Source organism: Porphyrobacter sp. MBR-155, from assembly GCF_040547625.1.
Classification (GTDB): Bacteria; Pseudomonadota; Alphaproteobacteria; order Sphingomonadales; family Sphingomonadaceae; genus Erythrobacter.
The window spans coordinates 39,542-63,145 of record NZ_JBEPQB010000015.1 but is presented as its reverse complement, the minus strand read 5'-3'; the positions used below and the strand labels follow the sequence as shown (position 1 = coordinate 63,145).

At 62.1% G+C, this 23,604-nt stretch carries 19 protein-coding genes; 14 read left to right on the top strand and 5 right to left on the bottom strand.

What is annotated here, in order from left to right; genetic code table 11:
• From ABIE62_RS14350 to ABIE62_RS14315, 7 genes are all read left to right on the top strand, one after another.
• On the top strand, positions 1-498 hold a 498-nt coding region (locus ABIE62_RS14350), incomplete at its 5' end, for an acyl-CoA dehydrogenase family protein (protein ID WP_354327036.1).
• A 90-nt stretch (positions 499-588) separates the two neighbouring features.
• Positions 589-1,860 carry an acetyl-CoA C-acetyltransferase gene (locus ABIE62_RS14345; RefSeq protein WP_354327035.1) on the top strand — a complete coding sequence of 424 codons (1,272 nt, stop codon included), beginning with the start codon at positions 589-591 and terminating at the stop codon, positions 1,858-1,860.
• A 29-nt stretch (positions 1,861-1,889) separates the two neighbouring features.
• Positions 1,890-2,942, top strand: a complete 1,053-nt coding sequence (locus ABIE62_RS14340; RefSeq protein WP_354327033.1) for a CaiB/BaiF CoA transferase family protein — start codon at positions 1,890-1,892, stop codon at positions 2,940-2,942.
• Between the two features lie 45 nt (positions 2,943-2,987).
• The gene (locus ABIE62_RS14335; protein WP_354327032.1) at positions 2,988-5,036 is read left to right on the top strand and encodes a 3-hydroxyacyl-CoA dehydrogenase NAD-binding domain-containing protein; all 2,049 of its coding nucleotides are present in this window, start codon (positions 2,988-2,990) and stop codon (positions 5,034-5,036) included.
• 7 nt (positions 5,037-5,043) lie between these two features.
• Positions 5,044-5,802: an NUDIX hydrolase gene (locus ABIE62_RS14330; protein ID WP_354327030.1), complete on the top strand. Its 759-nt coding sequence runs from the start codon at positions 5,044-5,046 to the stop codon at positions 5,800-5,802.
• Positions 5,803-6,492: 690 nt separating this feature from the next.
• Positions 6,493-7,125: a class I SAM-dependent methyltransferase gene (locus tag ABIE62_RS14320; protein ID WP_354327029.1), complete on the top strand. Its 633-nt coding sequence runs from the start codon at positions 6,493-6,495 to the stop codon at positions 7,123-7,125.
• Positions 7,126-7,231: 106 nt separating this feature from the next.
• Positions 7,232-8,455, top strand: a complete 1,224-nt coding sequence (locus ABIE62_RS14315) for a threonine synthase (protein ID WP_354327028.1) — start codon at positions 7,232-7,234, stop codon at positions 8,453-8,455.
• Between the two features lie 128 nt (positions 8,456-8,583).
• On the opposite strand, the gene ABIE62_RS14310 is transcribed toward ABIE62_RS14315, so the two are convergent.
• The 4 genes from ABIE62_RS14310 to ABIE62_RS14295 form a co-directional block, all read right to left on the bottom strand.
• Positions 8,584-10,851: a penicillin acylase family protein gene (locus ABIE62_RS14310; RefSeq protein WP_354327026.1), complete on the bottom strand. Its 2,268-nt coding sequence runs from the start codon at positions 10,849-10,851 to the stop codon at positions 8,584-8,586.
• A 125-nt stretch (positions 10,852-10,976) separates the two neighbouring features.
• Entirely contained in the window at positions 10,977-11,939 is a 963-nt protein-coding gene (locus tag ABIE62_RS14305; RefSeq protein WP_354327025.1) for a TorF family putative porin, read from the bottom strand.
• A gap of 200 nt (positions 11,940-12,139) precedes the next feature.
• A complete protein-coding gene (locus ABIE62_RS14300; RefSeq protein WP_354327024.1) occupies positions 12,140-13,210 on the bottom strand; it encodes an NAD(P)-dependent alcohol dehydrogenase in 1,071 nt (356 codons plus the stop codon).
• Between the two features lie 127 nt (positions 13,211-13,337).
• Positions 13,338-14,132 carry an SDR family oxidoreductase gene (locus tag ABIE62_RS14295; protein WP_354327023.1) on the bottom strand — a complete coding sequence of 265 codons (795 nt, stop codon included), beginning with the start codon at positions 14,130-14,132 and terminating at the stop codon, positions 13,338-13,340.
• A gap of 199 nt (positions 14,133-14,331) precedes the next feature.
• Between ABIE62_RS14295 and ABIE62_RS14290 the strand changes: the two genes are divergently transcribed.
• The 6 genes from ABIE62_RS14290 (at position 14,332) to ABIE62_RS14265 (ending at position 21,000) form a co-directional block, all read left to right on the top strand.
• Positions 14,332-16,725, top strand: coding sequence for a TonB-dependent receptor plug domain-containing protein (locus ABIE62_RS14290; protein ID WP_354327022.1), 2,394 nt, complete (start codon positions 14,332-14,334; stop codon positions 16,723-16,725).
• Positions 16,725-17,762 (top strand): phytase, encoded by a 1,038-nt coding sequence (locus tag ABIE62_RS14285; RefSeq protein ID WP_354327020.1) that lies wholly within the window; start codon positions 16,725-16,727, stop codon positions 17,760-17,762. The genes ABIE62_RS14290 and ABIE62_RS14285 overlap by 1 nt, the downstream gene beginning before the upstream one ends.
• 9 nt (positions 17,763-17,771) lie before the next feature.
• Positions 17,772-19,130 (top strand): alkaline phosphatase PhoX, encoded by a 1,359-nt coding sequence (locus ABIE62_RS14280; protein WP_354327018.1) that lies wholly within the window; start codon positions 17,772-17,774, stop codon positions 19,128-19,130.
• A 17-nt stretch (positions 19,131-19,147) separates the two neighbouring features.
• Positions 19,148-19,711 (top strand): hypothetical protein, encoded by a 564-nt coding sequence (locus ABIE62_RS14275; protein ID WP_354327016.1) that lies wholly within the window; start codon positions 19,148-19,150, stop codon positions 19,709-19,711.
• A gap of 174 nt (positions 19,712-19,885) precedes the next feature.
• Entirely contained in the window at positions 19,886-20,518 is a 633-nt protein-coding gene (locus ABIE62_RS14270) for a 6-phosphogluconolactonase (protein WP_354327014.1), read from the top strand.
• Positions 20,515-21,000 carry an NUDIX hydrolase gene (locus tag ABIE62_RS14265; protein ID WP_354327011.1) on the top strand — a complete coding sequence of 162 codons (486 nt, stop codon included), beginning with the start codon at positions 20,515-20,517 and terminating at the stop codon, positions 20,998-21,000. The genes ABIE62_RS14270 and ABIE62_RS14265 overlap by 4 nt, the downstream gene beginning before the upstream one ends.
• Here the strand turns inward: ABIE62_RS14265 and dinB are convergent.
• Complete coding sequence (gene dinB, locus ABIE62_RS14260; protein WP_354327009.1) at positions 20,997-22,130, bottom strand: DNA polymerase IV; 1,134 nt, start codon at positions 22,128-22,130, stop codon at positions 20,997-20,999. The two genes, ABIE62_RS14265 and dinB, sit on opposite strands and share 4 nt — an antisense overlap.
• Positions 22,131-22,257: 127 nt before the next feature.
• Between dinB and ABIE62_RS14255 the strand changes: the two genes are divergently transcribed.
• Positions 22,258-23,520 (top strand): multidrug effflux MFS transporter, encoded by a 1,263-nt coding sequence (locus ABIE62_RS14255; RefSeq protein ID WP_354327007.1) that lies wholly within the window; start codon positions 22,258-22,260, stop codon positions 23,518-23,520.
• Positions 23,521-23,604: the final 84 nt, after the last annotated feature.

Below are 23,604 nucleotides of genomic sequence, written 5' to 3'. Positions count from 1 at the left end.
CCCGCATCGGCCTTGGTGGGCGAAGAGGGGAAGGGGTTCCGCTACATCCTGTCAGGCATGAACGCCGAACGCATCCTGATCGCGGCGGAATGCATCGGCGATGCCAAGTGGTTCATCGAAAAAGCCACCGCCTACGCCAAAGACCGTAGCGTGTTCGCGCGGCCCATCGGCCAGAATCAGGGCGTGCAATTCCCGATCGCGCGCGCCTATGCCCAGATGCGCGCGGCGGAACTGATGGTGCACCACGCGGCGCAGACCTATGATGAGGGCGGCAATCCCGGTGCGGAAGCCAACATGGCCAAACTGCTCGCCTCCGAAGCCAGTTGGGCAGCAGCCGACATGTGTGTGCAGACCTTCGGCGGGTTCGGTTTTGCCGAGGAATATGACGTCGAACGCAAGTTCCGCGAAGCGCGGCTTTATACCGTCGCTCCGATCTCTACCAACCTCATCCTGTCCTATCTGGCCGAACACGTGCTCGGCCTGCCGCGCAGTTATTGAAAGGGAGCGTCTTTATGAAGATCGATGGTTCGACCGCGGCTGTCGTTACCGGTGGGGCATGGCACCTCGCTAGGGCAGGGGAGTAGTGTCGTGACCTACGCCTATATAATCGATGCGGTGCGTACGCCGCGCGGGATCGGCAAGCTGGGCAAAGGCGCGTTGGCGCACCTCCATCCGCAGGATCTTGGGGCTACGGTTCTACGCGCCTTGCGTGACCGCAATGACCTCGACACCAGCCGTGTCGATGACATCGTCTGGTCTTGCAGTCAGCAACGCGGCAAACAAGGTGGTGATCTGGGCAGGCTCTCCGCCTTGTGGGCAGGCTATGACGTCAAGGCAAGCGGGGTGACGCTTGATCGCTTCTGTGGCGGCGGGATTACCAGTGTCGGCTTCGCTGCCGGCCAGATCATGGCAGGCTTCGAAGATGTTGTCATCGCCGGCGGCACTGAAATGATGAGCCATCATGCCGAGGCCGATAGTTGGGAGGAGGGGACGGGATTTGCCCGGCTGGGTCGTGCACGCGGCAATGAGGAACTCTACCGCGACCATCCGATATCTGCTGTGGGCGTAGCTGCCGATGCCATTGCGGCGATGGAAGGGATCACGCGGGCCGAACTGGAAGCGCTCGGGGTCGACAGCCAGCGCAAGGCCAAGCTGGCCCGGGATGACGGCCGCTTTGACCGCAGTATCGTGCCAGTCAGTAATCGTGACGGCTCGCTCGCGCTCGCGCATGACGAGTATCCGCGCCCGGACACGACATCGGAAAGCCTGGCCGGGCTCAAGCCAGCCTTTGTGGCGATGGAACAGGTTGCAGCCGCCACCGATGGCACAACCATGCGGCAAATGATCGAGCGCAAGTACCCGCAGCTCGAATGGGAGCCTGTCCATCACGCCGGCACCAGCTCGGGGGTCGTCGATGGTTCGGCAGCTTTGCTGCTCGCGTCCGAGCAAGGTTTGAAGGACAATGGCTGGAAACCCCGCGCACGAATAGTCACCGCCGTCAACGCTGGTGATTGTCCGACCCTTATCCTTAATGCACCCGTACCCGCTGCCCGCAAAGCGTTGGCGCGGGCCGGGCTCAGCGTTGAAGATATCGACGTGTGGGAGATCAACGAAGCCTTTGCGGTTGTGACTGAAAAGGCAATCCGTGATCTCGGCATCGATCGTGCCAGGGTGAACATCAATGGCGGTGCGATTGCGCTTGGGCATCCCATTGGCGCAACTGGCTCGATCCTCATCGGCACAGCTCTGGACGAGCTGGAGCGATCAGGCGGTCGATATGCCTTGATCACAATGTGTGCCTTTGGCGGCATGGCTCCGGCCATCATTATCGAACGTGTCGATGCCGTCGTGCATTCTTGAAATTGAAAGTCGATTGAAGGGAGATCGAAGTGCCAGGTGTGCTTGACGGCGTGACCGTTATCGAATTCGCCGGATTGGGCCCCGCGCCATTTTGCGGCATGATGCTGGCCGATCACGGCGCGCGTGTAATCCGGATCGAGCGTCCGGGTCACGCAGGTCGCTTTGGCGACAGCGGCAATCGTGACATCCTGAACCGTAATCGCGAACGGCTTGAGCTGGACCTCAAGCAACCCGAAAGTATCGCGCAGATCATGGAGCTGGCGCAAAGTGCCGATGCCCTGATCGAAGGGTATCGCCCCGGCGTGCTGGAGCGGCTGGGGCTTGGTCCGGATGAGCTACTGGCAATCAATCCCCGGCTTGTGTTCGGCCGGATGACGGGCTGGGGCCAGGATGGCCCGATGGCGCCGATGGCCGGGCATGACATCAATTACATTGCCCTGTCAGGGGCGTTGCACACCTATGGCCGAAAAGGCGAGAAGCCAACGTTCCCGGTAAACGCAGTCGGCGATTTCGGCGGGGGAGGAATGATGTTGGCGTTCGGTGTCGTCGCCGCGATTCTCAACGCCCGAAGCACAGGTGTCGGTCAGGTGGTCGATTGCGCGATGGTCGACGGTGCGGCGATCCTGTCGGCCATGACCTATACCTTTTTCGGGAACGGCCAGTGGCGTGACGAGCGCGGGGTCAACCTTCTCGATTCCGGGGCTCACTTCTACGACACCTATGAAACTGCAGACGGGAAATGGATCTCGCTCGGTTCCATCGAGCCGCAGTTCTATGCGCTGCTCATCGAGAAGGCCGGCCTCGCTGATGAACCTGACTTCGCGCAACAGATGGATCAGGAGCGGTGGGAGGGACTGAAGGAGCGCCTTGCACAACTGTTCCTTACCAAGACGCGTGACGAGTGGTGTGCCGTGATGGATGGCACCGACATATGTTTTGCCCCGGTACTGAGTCTAGCAGAGGCGCCTCGTCATCCTCACAATGTGGCCCGGAGCACGTTCGTTGAACAGGGTGGCATGACGCAGCCCGCACCTGCGCCGCGCTTTTCTGCCACACCGGCACCCAGGCCTCGGCTCGCATAGTCAGGCCTTAGTCCATTTCACCCATTCTCGGAGGGCAAACGAACCATGAACCAGATCGGCACAACTGAAGTAATAGATGGGGTCGGGATTCTCACGATCGACTATCCACCGGTGAATGCGCTCAGCGTGCATACGCGGCGGGCGCTAGATGAAGGTTTTCGCCAGTTCGCGGCTGACGATGACGTAAAGGCCATAGTCCTGATTTGTGCCGGTCGCACCTTCATCGCCGGGGCGGACATTTCCGAGTTCGGCAAAGACATGGGCGGACCAAGCCTGCAGGACGTGTTCGAGATAATCGAAAATGGCGACAAACCGGTTGTGGCGGCCATTCACGGAACCGCGCTGGGTGGTGGCTATGAGCTGGCGTTGATTTGCCACTACCGCATCGCGGTTCCCAGCGCGAAGGTCGGCTTGCCGGAGGTGGCTCTGGGCCTGTTGCCGGGGGCCGGGGGAACGCAACGACTACCGCGCATTGTTGGCATCCCGGCTGCGCTGGACCTTATCACCGGCGGAGCTCCGACTGGCGCGCGAAAGGCGCTGGAGTTGGGCATGATCGACGCGCTCGCGGAAGAGGGCAAACTTCGTGAAGACGCCATCGCATTTGCAGCAGACCTGATCCAAAAGGGCGGGCCGCTCACACGAGTCAGGGACCGGCAGGATAAAGTTGAGCCCTATCGCGGCAAGCCCGAGATCTATTCCGAATACCTGGCAAAGCACGCGCGCGCTTTCCGCGGGTTCAAGGCGCCTTTTAATATCGTCAAAGCTATTGAAGCGGCGGCTGAACTGCCATTTGAGCAGGGGATCGTGAGGGAGCGGGAACTGTTCCAGGAACTGGTGACCAGCACCGAAAGCGCCGCCCAGCGATATTATTTCTTTGCGGAGCGGCAAGGTGCAAAGGTGCCTGATCTTGCCAAAGATGTGCAGCCTTTGCCGATAGCAAAGGTCGGCGTCATTGGTGCAGGCACGATGGGCACCGGGATTGCCATGGCTTGTCTCGATGCGGGTCTGTCTATCACGATGGTCGAACGGGAAGAGGCTGCTCTCGATCGTGGTGCCGCGACCATTGCCGACACCTACAAGAAGCAGGTGGAAAGAGGGCGGCTAAAGCCGGATGTGGCAGAACAGCGGCTGGGGAAGCTTGACACTGCGCTTTCCCTTGATGCCGTCAAGGAAGCCGACCTGATCATCGAGGCGGTGTTCGAGGATATGGGTATCAAGAAGGGCCTCTTTGCCGAACTGGATTCAATAGTGAAGCCCGAGGCGATCCTCGCTTCCAATACCTCGTTCCTCGACCTCAACGAGATTGCTGTTGCGACATCGCGACCATCGCGTGTCGTCGGCCTGCACTTCTTCTCGCCAGCCAATGTCATGCGTCTGCTGGAAATCGTCCGCGGATCGGCAACGTCAGATACCACGCTCGCCACTGCCCTGAGTTTCGCCAAGAAGATTGCAAAAGTCCCGGTCGTCAGCGGGGTGGGGCCGGGCTTCATAGCCAACCGGGTCATGGCCCCGCGCAGCCAGCAGGCGCTGCAACTGGTGCTGCAGGGGCCTGAACCTGAGCAGATCGATCAGGCCATGTTTGATTTCGGGTTCGCTATGGGACCCTTCGCCATGGCGGACCTCGTCGGGCTGGATGTCATCGGTCGTGGCTCAAATGAACGCACACTCCAATCGGATCTGATAAAGATCGGGAGGCTTGGTCAGAAAAAAGGCGGTGGCTTTTACGATTACGATGCCAGTCGCAAGGCGACGCCAAGCCCGGTGGCCGCTCGGGTCATCGCGGATTTCGCTGCTGCGAAGGGCGTATCGACCAAGATCGAGTTTACGGCAGGCCAGATCGTGGAGCGGATGCTTTACCCGGTGGTCAACGAATGCGCCAAAATTCTCGATGAAGGGATTGCTGCAAGGGCCAGTGACATCGATGTCGCCTGCATTCTTGGCTATGGCTGGCCGGTCTACAAAGGTGGCCCGATGTTCTGGGCCGATACTGTCGGGCTGGGCAAAGTTGTTGAAGGCCTCGAAGCAATGGGCATGGAGCCGGCCAAACTGCTGAAAGAAAAGGCCACGAACGGCGAAAGCTTCGCGCGCGGCTAGGATGCAAGTGCGCGAACCAGATCCTTCTGCTGCTTCTGTCGAACCACGGCTTGCTGCAACCGTTCTGCTCGTCCGCGATGATCCGTTCCAGGTGTTGCTGGTAAAGCGCAGTGCAATTGGTTCGTTTCCGTCCCGCCGCGTTTTCCCGGGCGGCGTTGTAGAGAGGGAAGATATGGATGAGAGGTGGCGTAGCCTCTGTCGAGGCGGGGATGACCTCAACGCTTCCGATCTGGCATTTCGTATTGCAGGCATTCGTGAATGCTGGGAGGAAGCTGGCGTTCTGTGTATGGTCAATGGTGATCTCGATGGCCTGTCTGGTTCGAGAAGCGATGGTCTGTTCTCGCTCATGGAACGATGCGACGTGCATTTCGATCTGGGGCACATGGCTGACTTCGCCCACTGGGTGACGCCGCCGACTGCCCCAAAACGATGGGATACGCGGTTTCTCCTTGCCCGTGCGCCGCGTGATCACATCCTGTGCTGCGACGGTGTCGAAACTGTCGCAGCGGACTGGGTGGAACCGAAAGAGGTGCTGGAGCGCGATGCGGATGGCATTCACGGCCTCCTTTTTTCGACCAAGGCCAATTTGCATCTGCTGGCCCTGTCAGATTGCGTCGATGATGCACTTGAGGCTGCTCGCAATCGCCCTCTCTTTCGAGTGACACCGTCCGCTCAGCGAAAGGACGGCAAGTTTCTCGTTTCGATTCCATCTGAAGCCGGATATCCGGTCAGTGAAGGGTGGGTTGATGATGCTCCCCGGCTCTAGGCGATTGGCCTAGAATTCATCGATCAATCAGCTGGCGCGGTGTTAGTGGCCGAGCGCATCCACGGTGGAAATGTCAAACTTGCACAAGTTCAACAATTGCCGCCTGTTCGGCCATATAAGGCATATCACTCCCGCAGAGGCAGAAGCCCACTACTATTTGGCCGAGGAGGACGTGACTTGAGCGAGGAAACCGAGATGTCTGGACTTGTAACGGTTTTGCGCCGGTCGCCAGAGCGTTTAGAGCTCGAGGGCAGGAGACCGACGAGATGATGAGCGTTCCGAAGAGTTCAAGCAAGAGGCGGTATGGATCGCACTGACCAGCGGGCTATCGCGTGAGCGCATGGCCAAGGCTTGCTGTCACTGGCCATGACAACCATCGCGGGGAGTGCTAAATGCCAGCCTTCAAGATGGGCGCGATGGCCAACCAAAGTCCCGCCTTTATCCACAGAAGCACGGAGTGTTGGGGGCCAGATTGGGGGCCTTTGAATTTGCTCATTTCAAATATTGAATTGAATTCAATTGCTTGTGTAGCTTATTGGCTTCCCTTCACCCATTAGAGTAAGTCGGTGGAAACAGCCGCAACTGCGCGCTCTGTGGGGAATGCCTTGCAAAGTGGCAGCGAGTTTGCGATTCCGCGCTTATGCAGATTGGTCCTCGCGGTGGGGGCATGGCGAGGGGTGCTGATTGATAATGGCCGGTTATGAGGTTTCGCTAGAGCGCACGGCTACGCGGTGGAAGCAGAAATTGCGAAAATTCTTCGGGCCATGGGGCGTCTTTTTCCAAGGTTTTCTGGAGCATCCGGTGATGGTCGGTTCGATCATCCCGTCGTCCCGCTTCACGATCAGGAAGATGCTTGGGCCCGTTGATTGGGGCCGCTGCAAGCTGTTCGTTGAATATGGCCCCGGGGTGGGCACCTTCTGCCGCCCGGTGCTCGACAAACTGCGGCGCGATGGAACCTTGATCGTCATCGATACCAACAAACTGTTCATCGACTATCTCAATCGCACCATCAGCGACAGCCGCTTCATTGCCGTCCATGGTTCGGCGAAGGATGTGGAGGAGATCATCCGCGCGCATGGCCACGATCAAGCGGATTATATCCTGTCGGGCCTGCCATTTTCCACGCTGCCGGAGGGTCTTGGCCCCTGCATTGCCGCAGCTACCCATCGCGCGATCCGGCCGGGCGGGGCGTTCCTTACTTATCAGTTCAGCAAATCGGCCCAGAACCTGACCGCGCAGTATTTTGATCGGGTGGACAGCGGCTTTGAATTGCTGAACATCCTTCCCTGCCGCCTGGCCTGGGGCTGGAAGGACACCGAATAGGGGGCGGCGTTTCCACCGCCCCCGATTTCGGCGGGTTGCCCAATCGAGCGCAGGCGCACGTAGGCTATGCTGTCGGTTCCGGCCGATCAGAATTGGAAGGTTTCCGATGACCACCCCACGCGAGTATTTTGTCAGCCATCTTGAATGCGGGCTCACCGGCACACGCCATGAGGCTGGCCAGATCCATGGATTGTCGCCAGCCGGACGGCCGCTGCTGGTGCGCTATGATCTGGATGCCCTGCGCGCGGCGGTGACGCGCGAAACCTTTGCCGCGCGCCCGGAGACGCTGTGGAAATGGCGCGAATTGCTGCCTTTGGCCGATTTTTCCAATCGTCTTGAACTGGGCGAGGTCGCCACTCCGATCCTGCCGCTTGAACGCACGGCGGCGCGGCTGGGCGCACGGGCGGTGCTGGTCAAGGATGAAGGCCGCCTGCCGACCGGATCGTTCAAGGCGCGCGGGTTGGCACTGGCGCTGTCCATGGCCAAGGAGTTAGGGGTTGCCAAGATCGCCATGCCCACCAATGGCAATGCCGGCGCGGCGGCGGCGGCCTATGCAGCGGCGGGGGGAATCGAGGCGGTAATCTTCGCCCCGGAAGAAACGCCCGAAATCAACATCCGCGAAATCGCGGCATACGGCGCGCGGGTTTACCGGGTCAACGGCCAGATCGATGATTGCGGCAAGCTGGTTGCGGCAGGCAAGGACGCGCAGGGGTGGTTTGATCTTTCGACGCTGAAAGAACCCTACCGGATCGAAGGCAAGAAGACGATGGGGCTGGAACTGGTCGAACAGCTCGGCTGGCGGGTGCCCGATGTGATCTTTTATCCGACCGGGGGCGGCACCGGGCTGATCGGGATGTGGAAAGCCTTTGCCGAACTCGAAGCGATTGGCCTGATCGGCCCCGAACGTCCGCGCATGGTGGCGGTGCAGGCCGAAGGCTGCGCGCCGATGGTGCGCGCCTATGAGCAGGGGGAACGTCACGCTGTGCGCTGGGATGATCCGGCCACCGTTGCTGCGGGCATTCGTGTGCCGCAGGCGGTGGGCGATTTCCTGATCCTTGACGCGGTGCGCGAAAGCGGCGGGTTTGCAATTGCCGTGTCCGATGCTGCCATCGAAGAAGCGGTATCGGCGGTCGCCCGCGAGGACGGCACGTTGCTATGCCCGGAAGGCGGGGCGACGCTTGCGGCCTATGAAAAGGCGCTGCGCAATGGCCTGGTCAGCGCGGATGAGGAGGTTCTGCTGTTCAATTGTGCATCAGGGCTGAAATATCCGCTGGCCGATCAATCGCGGCGGCTTGACCGGCATCAGCCAATCGACTGGGCCAATTTGTGATCAGCTGAATTCTGCGCCCCATGCTTATACCAGCACGCTGAGATGCTCACGCATCACGCGCTGGAATTGCTCAAACGCCGCACAGGCTTAACCAAAGCGCGATGAGTCAGACTCATCGCGCTTTGGTATTACTCCGCTATTCGCTTGGCCGGGGTGATGGTTTGCGCTGCGATGTCATCGGCGTGGAACGGCAGGCGGTGCCAGGCCTTGGCGGCGTAGGCGTTGGTCTGATCGGTGAAGTGCGCGGAGGCCGGGTCGGTCGACTGGCTGTAGCTGAGGATCGCGTCGACCACCGGGCCAGCATCATCAAACCCTACGATTTGGATATAGCTGGTTCCGTGCACCGGCACCAATCCGCCGCCGGGTGCAGGGCGCGCGTCCTGATAATTGAGCACGCCTGCGGTGCCGGGGCCGCCGTGGATGGCGATGCGCTGATCACCGTCCCGCCATTGTTGCACGCTGCCCCATTCGGCATCGAGCGCAATCCCGGCGGCATCAAGTTCGGCCACCGCATCGCCCAGCGCGGCCAGCAGTCTGTCACCGATGGCCGCGGTGTTGAGATCGCGCGGGGTGTTGACCGGATCGGCGGCATCGAACGGCACCGCCCACAGTCCGGGGATGCGCGCAGCCTTGGCCCAGAACGCGCGGAACAGCGCCGCGCCCTTGCTGGACGCTTCATAGCGGCGATCCCAGCCCGCCAGCGCGGTGCAGCCGCGTGATGGCTCGGCAGCGTCCGCGCACAGCGCCAGCAGCGGTTCCAGCGTCATATCAGCGGCCAGCGTCTTGTTGGCGAACACCATCGCCTTGGCCCGCGCCCGGTCAACCTTGCCCGCTGCCAGCAGCGCCTCGGTTTCGGTGAAGTTCGACCGCACCCGCAGAGTCAGCTCGCTGGTATGGCCGCCAAGGATTGGCGAAAGCGCGGCGTGCGGCATGCGCGGATTGCTGAGCCAGTAGCTGTTGTTGGAGTTGGTGAGGTATTCGCGGGCGATGGTTGCGGCCTGATCGCTGGCGGGCATCAGTCCCGGTTCGGGGGTGCCGGGGGCCACGTCCCAATCACATTCCGCGCGCGTGCCGTCGAGCAGCGTGGCGAGCGAGGCGAACAGCCCGGAAATCGGGGTGGAACAGGCGGCGATCTTGGCTGCCGAAACATTGGGAACAGCGGTCACATCGGCGTGCAGCGCATCGCCGTGGCGATCCGCCGCGATGGTGTTGACCCACGGAATGCCGAGCGTTTCGCTCACCGCTGCGTTGATCTCGCCCACGCTTTTCGCCTGACCGATCCGCAGCCAGGTGTCGATCGCGCGCATATTGCCGCGATTGGCATCCTTCATTGCAAAGGCACTGGTCGCGCTCCACGTTACGCCCGATTGCGGGGCGACGAACACGGGGCCGTGGCGGGTGGAATAGAGCGTGCGGGTGACGTCCGGCGCGCCATCGGGCATCGGCACGGTCACGGTAAGCGGGGTCATCGCCACGCTTTCACCGTCGACCATATAGCGCGTCGGATCAGCCGGATCGAGCGTCAGCGCAAAAAGCGTGAAATGCCGCGCGGCGGTGACGGTGTGCGTCCAGGCGACATCGCGGTTAAAACCCAGCGTCGGGATCGGCGAACCGGCAATGCCCACCCCCATCGCGTCATAACCATCAGGGCCGCTGACGTGCATCTGCCAGAACCGGCTCGGCCCGTTCCACGGGAAATGCGGATTGCCGATCAGGAAGCCGCGCCCATCCGAAGTGGCATCGCCGCCGAATGCCCAGCCATTGCTGCCCAGCCCCAGCTCGTCCGCACGGGGAAGCGTCTGATCGAACCGGGCGAGCGTCTTGCCCGGAGGCGCGGCATTGGCGATGCCAGATGCCAGCGCCAGCGAACTTGCCAGCAGCATCTGTTTTTCGGTGAGGCGCAGCACATCATCAAGCGTGATCGGCTGCACCCAGGCCTTGCCCCGGCATTCGGCGGGCACACCCTCCGCGCCAGCATCTTTCAGGAAGCGGTTGTAGCCCGCGACATAGCCTTCGGCCAGCAACAGCGCCTCACGGCCTTGCGATTTTGCGCCTTTGCGCAGCATCGGCAGATCAATCATCGCGCGGAAGAACACGTCGGAAGAAAGGTTGTCGACCTCCTGAAAGCCCAGCACTGCCTTGGCTTCCGGCCCGAAATGCTGCGAGCGCGTGCCCGCCACGGTCGCGAATTCCTCTGCCAGCAGGCACAGGTTATCTTCGGCATAGGCATAGGCGACCCCGTATCCGACCCCCTGCCAGGTATCGGCGGTGATATGCGGGATGCCGAAAGTGGTGCGGGTGATGCTGGCTTCGTATCGGCTCTTGGCCTCAGCCTCGGCCACCGGGGTCAATGCCAGCGCAGCGCAGCCAACTGCCAGAACCGCAATCCGCTTCATCGTCTCTCTCCCGCATGCCTGTTATCAGTTGTCGGGAGAAACCTATCGGCAAGTGCTGGGAAAAGTAAAGGGGCGCCCTGCCATCCCGGCAGGGCGCCCCTTCATGCCAGCAATTGTGCCTGAGATCAGAACGCGGCCGTAACCGAGAACACTATGGTCGCATCAGCGATCTTGCCGCCGTTCAGTTTGGAAAAATTGGGTAGCAGAAATGCGCTGTCGGCAGCCGAGATGTCGGTGTCTACATAGGCGGCTGACAGCGTCAGCCCTTCAATCGGCACAACATCAATGCCCAGCGACCAATCGAAATAGGTGCCGGTCGGCGCGATGCTGGTGCCATTGGGGCCAAGCCCGGCATTGCCATCCGAATAGCCGATATGGGCATTCAGCGTGACCGGCGTACCGGAAATGCCATAGGCCGCGTCGCCATACAGGTAGAGGTTGTCTTCCTTGTCGCCCGGATCATCCGGGATACCGGCGGCGGCCGCCGCGCCGGTCAGGAACACCTTGCCCAGCGCCTCTTGCGACGGCGCGTAGGCGACCCCTGCGGTCAGCGATAGCGGGCCGATATCACCCGAGACACTGGCGTAAAGTTCGGCGAAATCGCTGGTGTCCGCGCCTTCGGGATACATGAACCAGGTGAGCCCCAGATCGAAATTGGCATTACCCGCGCTGAAGGCATAGCCGGCGATCAGGTCAAGTTCCGTATTGGCGCCGCCAAAGGTGCCCCATCCGGCGAGGCTAGAACCCCAGGTGCCGACATAAAAGCCGCTTTCATGGCCGATGGTAAAGCCGCCCTGGATGGCGATACCTTCGTCAGACTGCGAAACGCCGCGGAAGCGGTAGTCCGATGTCAGCGTGGCGCTGCCCGAAACGGTGATTGCCGGTTCGGCATCATCAGCGTGGCTGGCGGTGGCAAGGTCAATCGGTTCGATCGCGCGCAGCGAGCCAGCAGCCGGTTGGCTTTGACCGTCAGCGATTTCAAGAATGGGGCCGACATCGGCGTCTTGCGCTTCTCCGGCAAAGGCGGGAGTGGAAAGACAGGCGACGAGAGCGACGGCGGAAGCAGCCGAGGCAAAACGAATAAACATAAGGAACGCTCCATAGAGAGGGTTGGATCGTTCCACCTGCGTGCTGCGCGGAGCCTCTTGTTCTTTTGATCGGGCATCCGTCGCGGCGCACTCATGGCCTGCCAGATTCTTCGCACTTGCACAATTGTTTTGCGACCGGCCTTCCTTACATTCCGTTTGTTGCGTTGCAAACTTGCATCAGTCGCAATTGCGCTTTGCCCTCACGTTGTGCGCAAGCTCTCCATGTCGATCACGAAGCGGTATTTGATATCGCTGGCTTCCATCCGGTCATAGGCGTTCTGGATATCCTGCATCGCGATCACCTCGATATCGGGCAGGATGTTATGCTCCGCGCAGAAATCGAGCATTTCCTGTGTTTCAGCCAGCCCGCCAATGCCGCTGCCGGTCAACACCTTGCGGCCCAGCAGCACGCTGGTGTGCAATTCGGGCATCATCCCGATCATCCCGACCAGCACCTGCACCCCGTCGACCCGCAACAGGTGCAGATAGGGCACCACATCGTGCCGCACCGGAATGGTGTTGAGCACCATGTCGAACGTGCCGCGCGCGGCCTTCATCGCCACTTTGTCTTCGGTGTTGAGAAAGGCGTGCGCGCCCAGCTTTTCGGCATCGGCGCGCTTGCTTTCGCTGCGGCTGAGCACGGTCACCTGTGCCCCCATCGCCGCTGCCAGCTTCACCCCCATGTGCCCCAACCCGCCAAGCCCCGCGACGGCGACCTTGCTGCCGGGGCCGGTCTTCCAGGTGCGAAGCGGTGAGTAGGTGGTGATCCCGGCGCACAGCAACGGCGCGGCTTCGGCGCTGGGCAGGTTGGCGGGGACTTTGAGCACGAATTCCTCGCGGCACACGATCCGTTCGGAATAGCCCCCAAAGGTGGGTGTGCCATCGTGCCGGTCAACGCCGTTATAGGTGCCGGTATTGCCGCCATCGAGGCAATATTGTTCAAGATCAGCGGCGCAGTGGCGGCACTCCATGCAGGCATCGACCATGCAGCCAATCGCCACCCGGTCGCCGACCTTGTGACGGGTAACGCTCTCGCCCACAGCGCTGACCGTGCCGACGATTTCGTGTCCCGGCACAATAGGATATTTGGTAAAACCCCAATCGTTGCGCGCTGTATGCAGATCGGAATGGCAGATGCCGCAATGGCTGATTTCGATCAGCACATCATCATCGCGCAACCCCCGGCGGATGATCTGCATTGGCCCCACGCCGCTATCGGGCGCAGTCGCGCCGTAAGCTTTGGTGGGGTATTCGTTGGTTTGGGCAGGCATGATAAATCCTTTTGTTCGAGCACTGATCGCACCCGAAGGGTTCGCAAGTGCACCAAAGTGTTCCGGTGCCCGTCGGCCGGTAGGCCGCCCCTCGGAGGCGCTGGCGAAGCCAGCTAGCCGTGAGAGATCATTTAGGCGGCATTCTGATCGCCCCGTCCAGCCGGAACTGGTGGCCGTTGATGTAGGAATTGCGGGCAATTTCCAGCACCAGCGATGCAAACTCCTCCGGTTCGCCGAGCCGTTTGGGGAAGGGCACGGATGCGTTCAATTGCGCCCACATCGGCGGGTTGCGATCTTTCATCCCCAGCATCAGCGGGGTCGCGAAGATGCCCGGCATGACTGAATTGACCCGGATGCCCATGTCCATCAGATCGCGCGCCATCGGCAGGACGAGACCATTCACCCCGGCCTTGCACGAACCATAGATCACCTGCCCGATTTGCCCGTCCTGCGCAGCGACGCTGGCGGTCAGGATGATCGCGCCGCGTTCACCATCATCATTCACCGGATCGGCATTGGCCATGCCCAGAGCCGAGATGCTGGCGACGCGGTAACTCGCGACCAGAATCCCTTCCGCTCCGAAGGCGTAATCCTCGGTCGAAAGGCGTTTGAACGCGCCCGCCTGCTTGTCCCACCCCAGCGTCTTGCCGCGCCGTGAAGCCATCGCGCAGTGCAGCGTCACACGTTCCTGCCCGTGGGCCGCGCGCGCGGCGGCAAACCCGGCTTCGACGCTGGATTCGTCCATGATGTCGACATGGTGGAATGTCCCGCCAATCGCGGCTGCGTGGGCTTCACCCGCTTCGTCGTTAATGTCGAAAATTGCGACTTTCATGCCCGCTTCGGCAAAGGCCTGCGCGCTCGCCTTGCCCAACCCACTCGCGCCGCCGGTGACTACCGCTGCCATGCCCGGTTTGATCTTCATCGGTTCATTCTCCCACTGTCATGTTTGCCCGATGCTAGGCGCTTGCGCGGCGGTGCGCCACACCTCTCATTGCGGCAATTGCGCAACATTTCATCATGTCATTGATCCGTCATTGCGCGGTCGCGTGTCTGTCATTGCCCGCGGTTAAGCGCGTCCCCGGAAGCGGCCCCAAGTCGGGCCAGCACAGGGGAAATACCACATGATTCGCACCCAATTTCTCGTCGGCAGCGCGGCTGCGGCGCTCACAATCGGTTTGGCCGCGCCTGCCTTTGCCAACACTGCCGATCCGCAGGCGACCGCCGCTGCGCTGCAATCGGGCGGGGCCTTGGCCGAGACTGACGAGAGCGAGGACGACCGCATCCAGACCGCCAAGGAAATCGTCGTGCAGGGGAGCATCGGTTTTCGCAACCGCAGCGATTCTGCCGAGCCGATTCTGGTCTATGATGAAGAATATTTCCAACGCTTCGAACCGCTGACAGCGGGCGATGCGCTGAAACGTGTTCCGGGCGTGACCTTCCTGTCGGACGTGATCGAAAGCGATGGCGCACGGCTGCGCGGGCTTGACCCGGGTTATACCCAGATCCTGATCAATGGCGAACGGGTGCCGGGCGGCCAGTCCGACCGTTCGTTCTTCCTTGACCGCATCCCGGCCGAATTGATCGAGCAGGTCGAAATCGTGCGCTCGTCATCAGCGCGGCGCACCGGCGATGCGGTGGCAGGATCGCTCAATATCAAGCTGCGCGACGGGTTCTCGCTTGATGGCGGCTATGTGCGCGCGGGCGGACTGTTGTTCGACGATGGCGAATTCAAGCCTTCGGGCGGGTTTTATTACGGCGGCGAATTGGCCGGGGGGCGCGTGCTGATCGGGGCGAACGTGCAAGGGCGTTACAACCCCAAGGAAAAGTTCAGCCAGCGGTTCACCGACTCGCCCGAAAACAACCCCAATTTCCGCACCGAAGATTTCGACAACCGCGAAGACCAGACCGATACCCGCGACGGCACTGATTATGCCTTCAATGCCAGTTGGGGGATCGAGACCGAAACCACCGAGTTCGAAATCCTCGGCAATTTCGTGCGCACCGAACGCACTGAGGATGAACGCTCGTTCGAATATGACGATCCGACCGCGATCAACGGCCCGGTGCGCACGGCCAATCCCGGCAACCTTTTGACCGACAATGCCAACGTCAATGATATCACCACCGAAAGCTGGTCAGTGATCGCCAAGCTGGATCACGAATGGAGCCTTGGCGAAACCCAATTGCGGGTTGGCTACGCCAACTTCACCGATTTTCAGGACGAGTTTGAATTTGAGGTCGATTTCGACCGTTCAACCCCGCGCTTTACCGGCGACCTTCAGGTGGTCGACATCGATGACACGGAGGTTTTCGTCAATCTCGAACACGAATTCGAGCTGAGCGATAACCTGGAATTTGCCATCGGCGGGTTCTGGCAGGACAAGGATCGCGACACCAGCCTGCAGGCGGTGCGCAGCCGTTTCAACCTGACCGCGGCTGACCGCGAAGGATATGACCAGTTCACCCGCAATCCGGGCGAATTTGCGCCTGCCACCTTCCCGCCGCTCGATGCAACGATCACGCGGATTGAGGAGAAGCGCAAGGATCTCTATGCGTTGGTCGAAGGCGAGTATGACAGCCTCACCTTCGAAGTCGGGATCCGCTGGGAAAACACCGATGTGCGCATCGCCGACCTTGGCACGCCGGGTGCGCCTGAAATCACCAGCGATTACGACAAGTTCCTGCCGTCAGCCTCGCTGAAATATGAATTGGGCGATGGCCGTGTCACCCTGTCAGGCGCGCGCACGCTGCGCCGCCCGCGTTTCGATTTCCTGACGCCCAACCTGCTGGAGGCGGAACTGGGCGACAATGACTTCCTCGGCAACCCGCTATTGCTGCCGGAAACGGCGTGGGGCGGCGATCTGGGTTACGAACACAAGATCGGCAAAACCGGGGTCATCGGCGTCAATCTGTTCTACCGCGACGTGTCCAACCTCACCGAAATCGCCACCGTGCTCGATGCAGGCGGCGCGCCGGTCGAAGGTTCGGAAGGGCCGGGCACCTTTGTGTTCACCCCGCGCAACACCGGCAGCGGCGAAGTTTACGGGATCGAATTCGACGCCTCGTTCAGCCTCGCCTTTGCCGGCCTGCCCGACACCGGGGTGTTCGGCAACCTCGCGCTGCTCGATAGCAGCATCAGCGACGAATTCGGCAAGCGCCGCTTCAACGACCAATCCAAATATGTCTACAATTTCGGGGCGATCCAGAACCTGCCCGATTTCGGCGCGGCGTTCGGCGCGACCTACCGCAAGCAGGGTGAGGCGTTTGGCCGCGTGGTGGCAAGGGAAGTCTTCACCCGCTACGGCGCTGACTTGGAAATCTTCGTTGAAAAGCGGTTCGGTGACAGCCTGACCATCCGCGCGGTGGGATCGAACCTGCTCGACAGCACCAAGGATGAAGATTTCAACAAGTTCAACACGGTGCAGGAGCAGTTTGACCGCGATTTCGATGAGTTCGAACTGGAAAGCGAACGCGCCGGGCCGGTGTTCCAGATCGTGGCGAGGTATGCATTCTGATGATCCGGCCCTTTCACGGCTTCGCGCTGCTGACGATCGGGATCGCTGCTGCTTGCGCGACAGTGCCCCCGATCATCGGCGATCCGGCGGTGACTGTCACCGCAGTGGCGGAAACCGTCCCCGTCGGCACATCGAACGCGGATGCCGCCGATGATCCGGCAATCTGGCGCAATCCGGCCAATCCTGCGGCCAGCCTGATTGTCGGCACCGACAAGAAGGGCGGGCTGTATGTCTATGATCTGAAAGGCACGCAGCTTTCGTTTTTGCCCGCGCCGGGGCTGAACAATGTCGATCTGGTCGATCTGGCCGATGGAACGATCCTGGTTATCGCCAGCGACCGCAGCGATCTGGCGACGGCGCGGCTGTTCCTCGCGCTGCTTGACCCCGAAACCGCTGCTCTGACCCCGGCGGGCCAGATCGCGGTCGGGCCGGGAGAGGGTTATGGCATCTGCATCGCCAAGTCTTCCAGCAGCGTCGATGTAGCGGTGTTCAGCGCCCCCAAGAACGGCATCATCTACCGCACCATCATTACGCGCGGCGCAGCGGGCTTTGCCGGGGCCACCACCACGCTCGCCACCGTGGCGAGCCAGCCCGAAGGCTGCATCGCCGACCCGCGCACCGGCACGCTGTATATCGGCGAAGAAGTGGACGGGATCTGGGCGATCGACATGACCACCGGGGCCAAACGCATGGTCGCATCGGTCGATAACAAACTGCTGGTCGCCGATCTTGAAGGCCTCGCCATCGCACCCGAAGGCGATAACGGCGGTTATCTGGTGGCGTCATCACAGGGGGACAATGCCTACGCCGTGTTCCGTCTGCCCGATATGACCCCGGTGGGCCGGTTCCGCATTGCGGCGGGCACGTTTGGCAGCACCGAGGAAACCGATGGGATTGAACTCGACAACCGCGATTTCGGCCCGGACTTCCCCGGCGGCATCTTCATCGCGCAAGACGGGATCAATCCGCCCGCTGCGCAGAATTTCAAATATGCGCGGTGGGACGAAATTCTTGGCTTACTGGAGGCAGGGCAGTAAGCCGGGGGCATGACCATACCCTTCACGATCACGCCCGACCGTCGCCGCTTTCTCGGCGCGACCGCCTCTGCCTTTGCCGCGCTGGCAGCCAGCGGTTGTACGAACCGCAGCGCACCTGCAGGCAAGTCCCGCGCCGTCGCGGCAGGCAGCGGGTTTGGCGGTTATGGCGCGCTGGTGCCCGATCCGGAAGGGTTGCTCGATCTGCCCGAAGGGTTCTCCTACCGCGTGGTATCGCGGCTGGGTGATAGAATGGATGACGGCGGCACCGTGCCCGACCGCGCCGACGGCATGGGCTGTTTCGATATCGGAAATGGCGAAATCGCGCTGGTGCGCAACCACGAATTGCAGCCGCATCATGACGCAGGCGGCCCGATTGCCAAGGGGTTTGGCAAGCGTAATGGCGTGTTCGTTCCCGGCGGCACCACCACCATCGTGCTCGACGCGGCGACACTGGCGGTCAAACGCCAGTTCCGCAGCCTTGGCGGAACAATCCGCAATTGTTCGGGCGGGGTGACGCCGTGGGGCACCTGGCTTTCGTGCGAAGAAGCGCCGACCGGGCCGGGCCAGCGCTATGGTGATGGGCTGGAGCGCAATCACGGCTGGGTGTTTGAAGTTCCCGCTGCCGCGCCCGGTCTGGTGGACGCCGTGCCGCTCACCGCGATGGGCCGTTTCAACCACGAAGCCGCCGCCGTCGATCCGGCGACCGGCATCGTTTACATGACCGAAGATCGCGATGACGGCGTGCTTTACCGCTTCGTGCCGAACGTGCCGGGCAAGCTGGCCGATGGCGGGCGGTTGCAGGCGATGGTGATCGATGGGCTGGCCGATACGCGCAACTGGAACAGCCCCGCCATGCCGGTGGGCCAAAGCTACCCGGTGGGCTGGGTCGATCTCGACGGCGTGGAAGCCCCCAAGGATGATCTGCGCCAGCGCGCGGTAGCCAAGGGCGCAGCGCTGATCGCGCGCGGTGAAGGGCTGCATATGGGCACGGGCGAAGTGTTCGCCTGCGCCACCAGCGGCGGCGCCAAGGAATTGGGCCAGATCTTCAAACTGACACCGGGGCTGGCGGGCGCACCCGATAGGGTCGAACTGTTTTTCGAAAGCGAAAGCACCGATCAGTTCAACTATGGCGACAATCTGACCGTTGCCCCCAATGGCCACCTGATCGTGTGCGAAGATCAATATACCGACGTGGTCGACAACCACCTGCGCGGGGTGACGCCGCAGGGCCGCGCCTATGAATTTGCGCGGCTGCGCATCCAGACCGAACCGGCAGGCGCGTGCTTCTCACCCGATGGCAAGTGGCTGTTCGTCAACGCCTATTCCCCCACCGCCACGCTGGCCATTACGGGGCCTTGGACGGCTTAGGGAACGGGCCTTAGGCCATGGACGGCTTTCTGCTCGCGCTGTTGCTGGTGTTCGCGCTGGCGCTGGGCGGGCGCGATCAATGGTTGGTTGCGCAACTGGCCGATGCGTTGGAGCGCAGTGCGCCCTTGCTGGTGATCGGTGTCATGACGGCGACGATCAGTGCGGCGGTGATGGCATGGGTCGGCGCAGAGTTTGCCGCGCTGCTGCCGCGCCGCGCAGCGCAGATGCTGGTCGCCTTTGCGCTGGGTCTGGCCGCGCTGGAACTCGCCTGGCCGGTGCGGATGAAGCCGCCGCAAGAACCCACCCGTTCGCTCGGCGCCATCGCCATCGTGCTGCTGGCGCGTCAGATTGGGGATGGTGCGCGCTTCGTGGTGTTTGCACTGGCGGCGTGGGCCAATCTGCCTGCCGCCACCGGGTTGGGCGGCGCGCTGGGCGGTGCGGCGGCGGTGGCGCTGGGCTGGGGCGTGGGGACGGCTGGGCTGGCGCGCTGGCCGCTGCGCCCGTTACGGCTGGGGCTGGCCTCTGGCCTGATTGTTGCGGCGCTATTGATCGGTTTGAACGCTCGTTTCGTGCCATTGTGATCGCTTTATACGATTATTGCGGGTGATTATCTTGTGCATCCCAATGCGCGGCGGCGCTGATGGCCGAACAGCAGGTGTGGTTCCTCAAGGCGTTACTGGCGTAATCGCGGCCGATTGCTACAAGCGGGCTGTTTCCGGTTATCCGGGAGCAGCCCTTTTGCTATATGCAGGCCCATGCCCAACATCACCATCATCGCAAATTCCGATACGCGCGCGATTGCCGATTGGCTGGCACGCTATCTTGGCACCGCCGGATCAACGCCCGCAATCACGATTCCCGGCGGATCGACCCCGTTCCCGATCCTCGCTGACCTGATCGCACACCATGCGGACAGCATCGATTGGGCGGGGTTGTCGGTCTGGCCGAATGACGACCGGATCGTGCCGGAGGATCACGAAGCATCGAACACCGGAAAGATCCGCGCGCTGATCGAACCCGCCGGTGCACACATCGCCGCCTTGGCTGAGGATGCCGTGCCGCCGCATTTCGCGCTGACATGGCTGGGCATGGGGGCGGATGGTCACATCGCCTCGCTGTTCCCCAACACCAACCCGCAGCGTGATGATCCGCTGGCCATTCGCCGCCTGACGCCTGACCCGCTGCCCGCAAATGCGCCGTTTGACCGGATCACGCTGACCATTCCTGCGCTGCTGGATACCGACGCGATTGTGTTCACCCTTGGCGGGGCGGCGGATAAGCGCGCGGTGTTTGACGCGGCACTGCGCGGCGAGCATGATTTGCCAATCGCACGGCTGCTGCGCGGCGCGCAGGAACGCGGCGATATTCCTATTACTGTGTTTGCATGATGCCCCATGTCCTTCCCGCTCCGCTGCACCGCGCCCTGCTGCCACTGGCGCACCTTGTCAGGCATTATTGGCGGCGCTTGCGCAAGGAGCCGATTGCGGGGGTCAGCGTCATCATCACCAATCTGAACGGTGATGTGCTGTTGCTCAAACATTCCTATGGCCCGGAAGTGTGGGGGCTGCCCGGTGGGGGCCTCAAGTCAGGGGAAAACCCGCTTGCCGCAGCGCAACGCGAGGTGTGCGAAGAAATCGGCATCACACTGGCCCGGATTGAAGCCATCGGGGTGATCGAGGAGGTCATTTCGGGCGCGCCGCACACCGCGCACCTGTTCGCCGCGACCTGTGATCAGCGGCCCAAACCCGATCGCCGCGAGATTATCGAGGCGCGGTTCTTCCCGTCGCATTCGCTGCCCGAACCGCTGGGCCGCATTACCCGCGCCCGGATTGAGGCGTGGCGCGCGCGGGGGATGGGGGAACGCAGCTAAATCAGCCGCAATTGCGCATCGTCGCGCGGCGCTTTGCTCTCATCTGCCCCTTCAAGATTGCCGAGCGTCAACCCCATCAGCCGGATCGGCTGAGGCAGCGGCAATTCCGCCGCCAGCAGACCGCGGGCGAGGGCGGCAAACTCCTCCCGGCCGGAAACCCAATGCGGCACGGACGCAGCGCGGGTCATGGTGCGAAAATCGCTGAATTTCAGTTTGAGCGTGACAGTGCGCCCACGCGCTTGCGATGCCTCGATGCGTTCCCACACGATGGCGATGATATTCTCCAGCGTTTCGCGCAAAGCCGCGCCGCTGCCGATATCCTCGCTGAACGTCCGTTCCCCGCCGACCGATTTGCGCACGCGGTGCGCGGCGACGGCGCGCAGGTCGATGCCGCGTGCGGCGCGGTAGAGGTAATCGGCCATGCTGCCGAAATGCGTCCGCAGAAACGCGATGTCCTTGCCCGCCACATCCGCCCCGGTGGCAATGCCGAGCGCCTGCATCTTTGCCTCCGCCTTCGGCCCGACCCCGTGGAACCGCCGGATCGGCAAGCCCGCCACAAACGCCGCGCCTTCGCCCGGGCGGATCACGCACAGCCCATCGGGCTTGTTCTGATCGCTGGCAATTTTGGCGAGGAACTTGTTGTAGCTTACCCCCGCGCTGGCGGTCAGGCCGGTCTTGGCGCGGATTTCCTGCCGGATCAGCATGGCGATGCGGGTGGCGCTGCCGATGCCCAATCGATCATCGGTGACGTCGAGATAGGCCTCATCCAGACTCAGCGGTTCGATGACGGGCGTGTAATGTTCAAACACCCGGCGGATCTGGCGGCTGGCTTCCTTGTAAGCATCAAAGCGCGGGCGCACGAAAATGAGATCGGGGCACAGGCGCTGCGCGGTGACAGACGGCATCGCGCTTCTCACCCCGAACTTTCGCGCTTCGTAACTGGCCGCCGCCACCACCCCGCGCCCGCCGGCCCCACCAACCGCCACCGGCAGCCCCCGCAATTCCGGATTGTCGCGCTGTTCAACGCTCGCGAAGAAGGCGTCCATATCGACGTGGATGATCTTGCGCAGGCCCGGCTGATCATCGGGCGCGTCTGCGTCGCCTTGGGGTGCAGGCGGATCAGTTTCCATCAACCCAGAATAGAACCTTCATCGCTGCGAAGGAACTGTTGCTGGAAATTTTCACCCAGCGCCTCATTTTGTGCATATGCGAAAAGAACTGTGGCCTTCGGGCAAACCTCTTGGCAAAGGCCACCGCATGGCTACGCCGCCCGCCCCTTCATCCCCCGCCCACACGGCGCGTCATAAGCCCTTGGGCGAACGCGAGCTGTTGTGGATGATGGCGATGCTGATGGCGCTCAACGCCTTTGGCATCGATGCGATCCTGCCCGCACTGGATGCGCTGGCGGCTGACCTTGCGGTTGCAGGCAATGACCGGCAATTCGTGATCGGGGTGTATCTGCTTACCGCCGGGATGGGCGCGCTGGTGCCGGGCGCGCTGGCCGACCGCTTCGGGCGGCGGCCGATCCTGCTGGGGGCGATTGCGGTCTATATCGTGCTCTCGCTCGCCAGTGCGATTGCGCCGACTTACGATGCGTTGATCGGTGTGCGCGCGGCGCAGGGGTTTTTCGCCGCCGGGATCATTGCGCTGCCGCCCGCGATCATCCGTGACCGCGTGGGCGGCGACAAGATGGCCCGGATGATGAGCGTGATCTTCGTCATCTTCCTGATGGTTCCGGCGATTGCGCCGTCGATCGGCGAAGTAATCCTGATGGTTGCCGATTGGCGTGCGATCTTTGGTGTGATGGCGGCGGCGGGCGTGGGCATGTCGGGCTGGGTGTATTTTCGCCTGCCCGAAAGCCTTGCCCCGGAAAACCGCCAGCCGATCCGCCCGCGCACGATTGCGGTCAATATGACCAGTGCGCTCGCGATGCCGAGCGTGGTTGGCTATGTCTTCGGCAGTGCGCTGGTGTTCGGGGCCTTGTTCGGCTTCATCAATTCCTCGCAGCAATTGATCACCCAGACCTTTGGCGCGGGTGACATTTTCCCGCTGGTGTTTGGCATCTGCGCGGGATCAATGGCGTTGGCGAGCTGGTCAAATTCGCGCATCGTCGAAAGGTTCGGCGCGCGGCGGGTGAGCCACACGGCGTTGTTTGCCTTTATCGCGGTGAGCATCGTGCAGGTGATCTTCGCGTTCCAGCCGGGCGAGCAGCTGTGGCACTTCGTCCCGCTGATGGCGATCAACATGGCGCTGCTCGGCTTTATCGGCAGCAATTTCGGCGCGATTGCGATGAACCCGTTTTTTGCCATCGCGGGCGCGGCAAGTTCCGCCCATGGGTTCGTGCGCATGACCATGGCGGCGCTGCTGGGCGGGGCGATTGGTTATGCCTTCGATGGCACCGCGCGCCCGCTGGCGCTGGCGCTGTTGGCGAGCGGGCTGACCTGTCTGGTGCTGGTGTTGCTGAGCGAAAAGGGCAAGCTGTTCGGGCCGTCCGATGCCGAGGCGGGGATGGGAAGGTAATCCTCCCCCTTGGGGGAGGGGGACCATGCGCAGCATGGTGGAGGGGACTCACCGCAAGCGCCGCCTTTCGCTGAGACTCCCCTC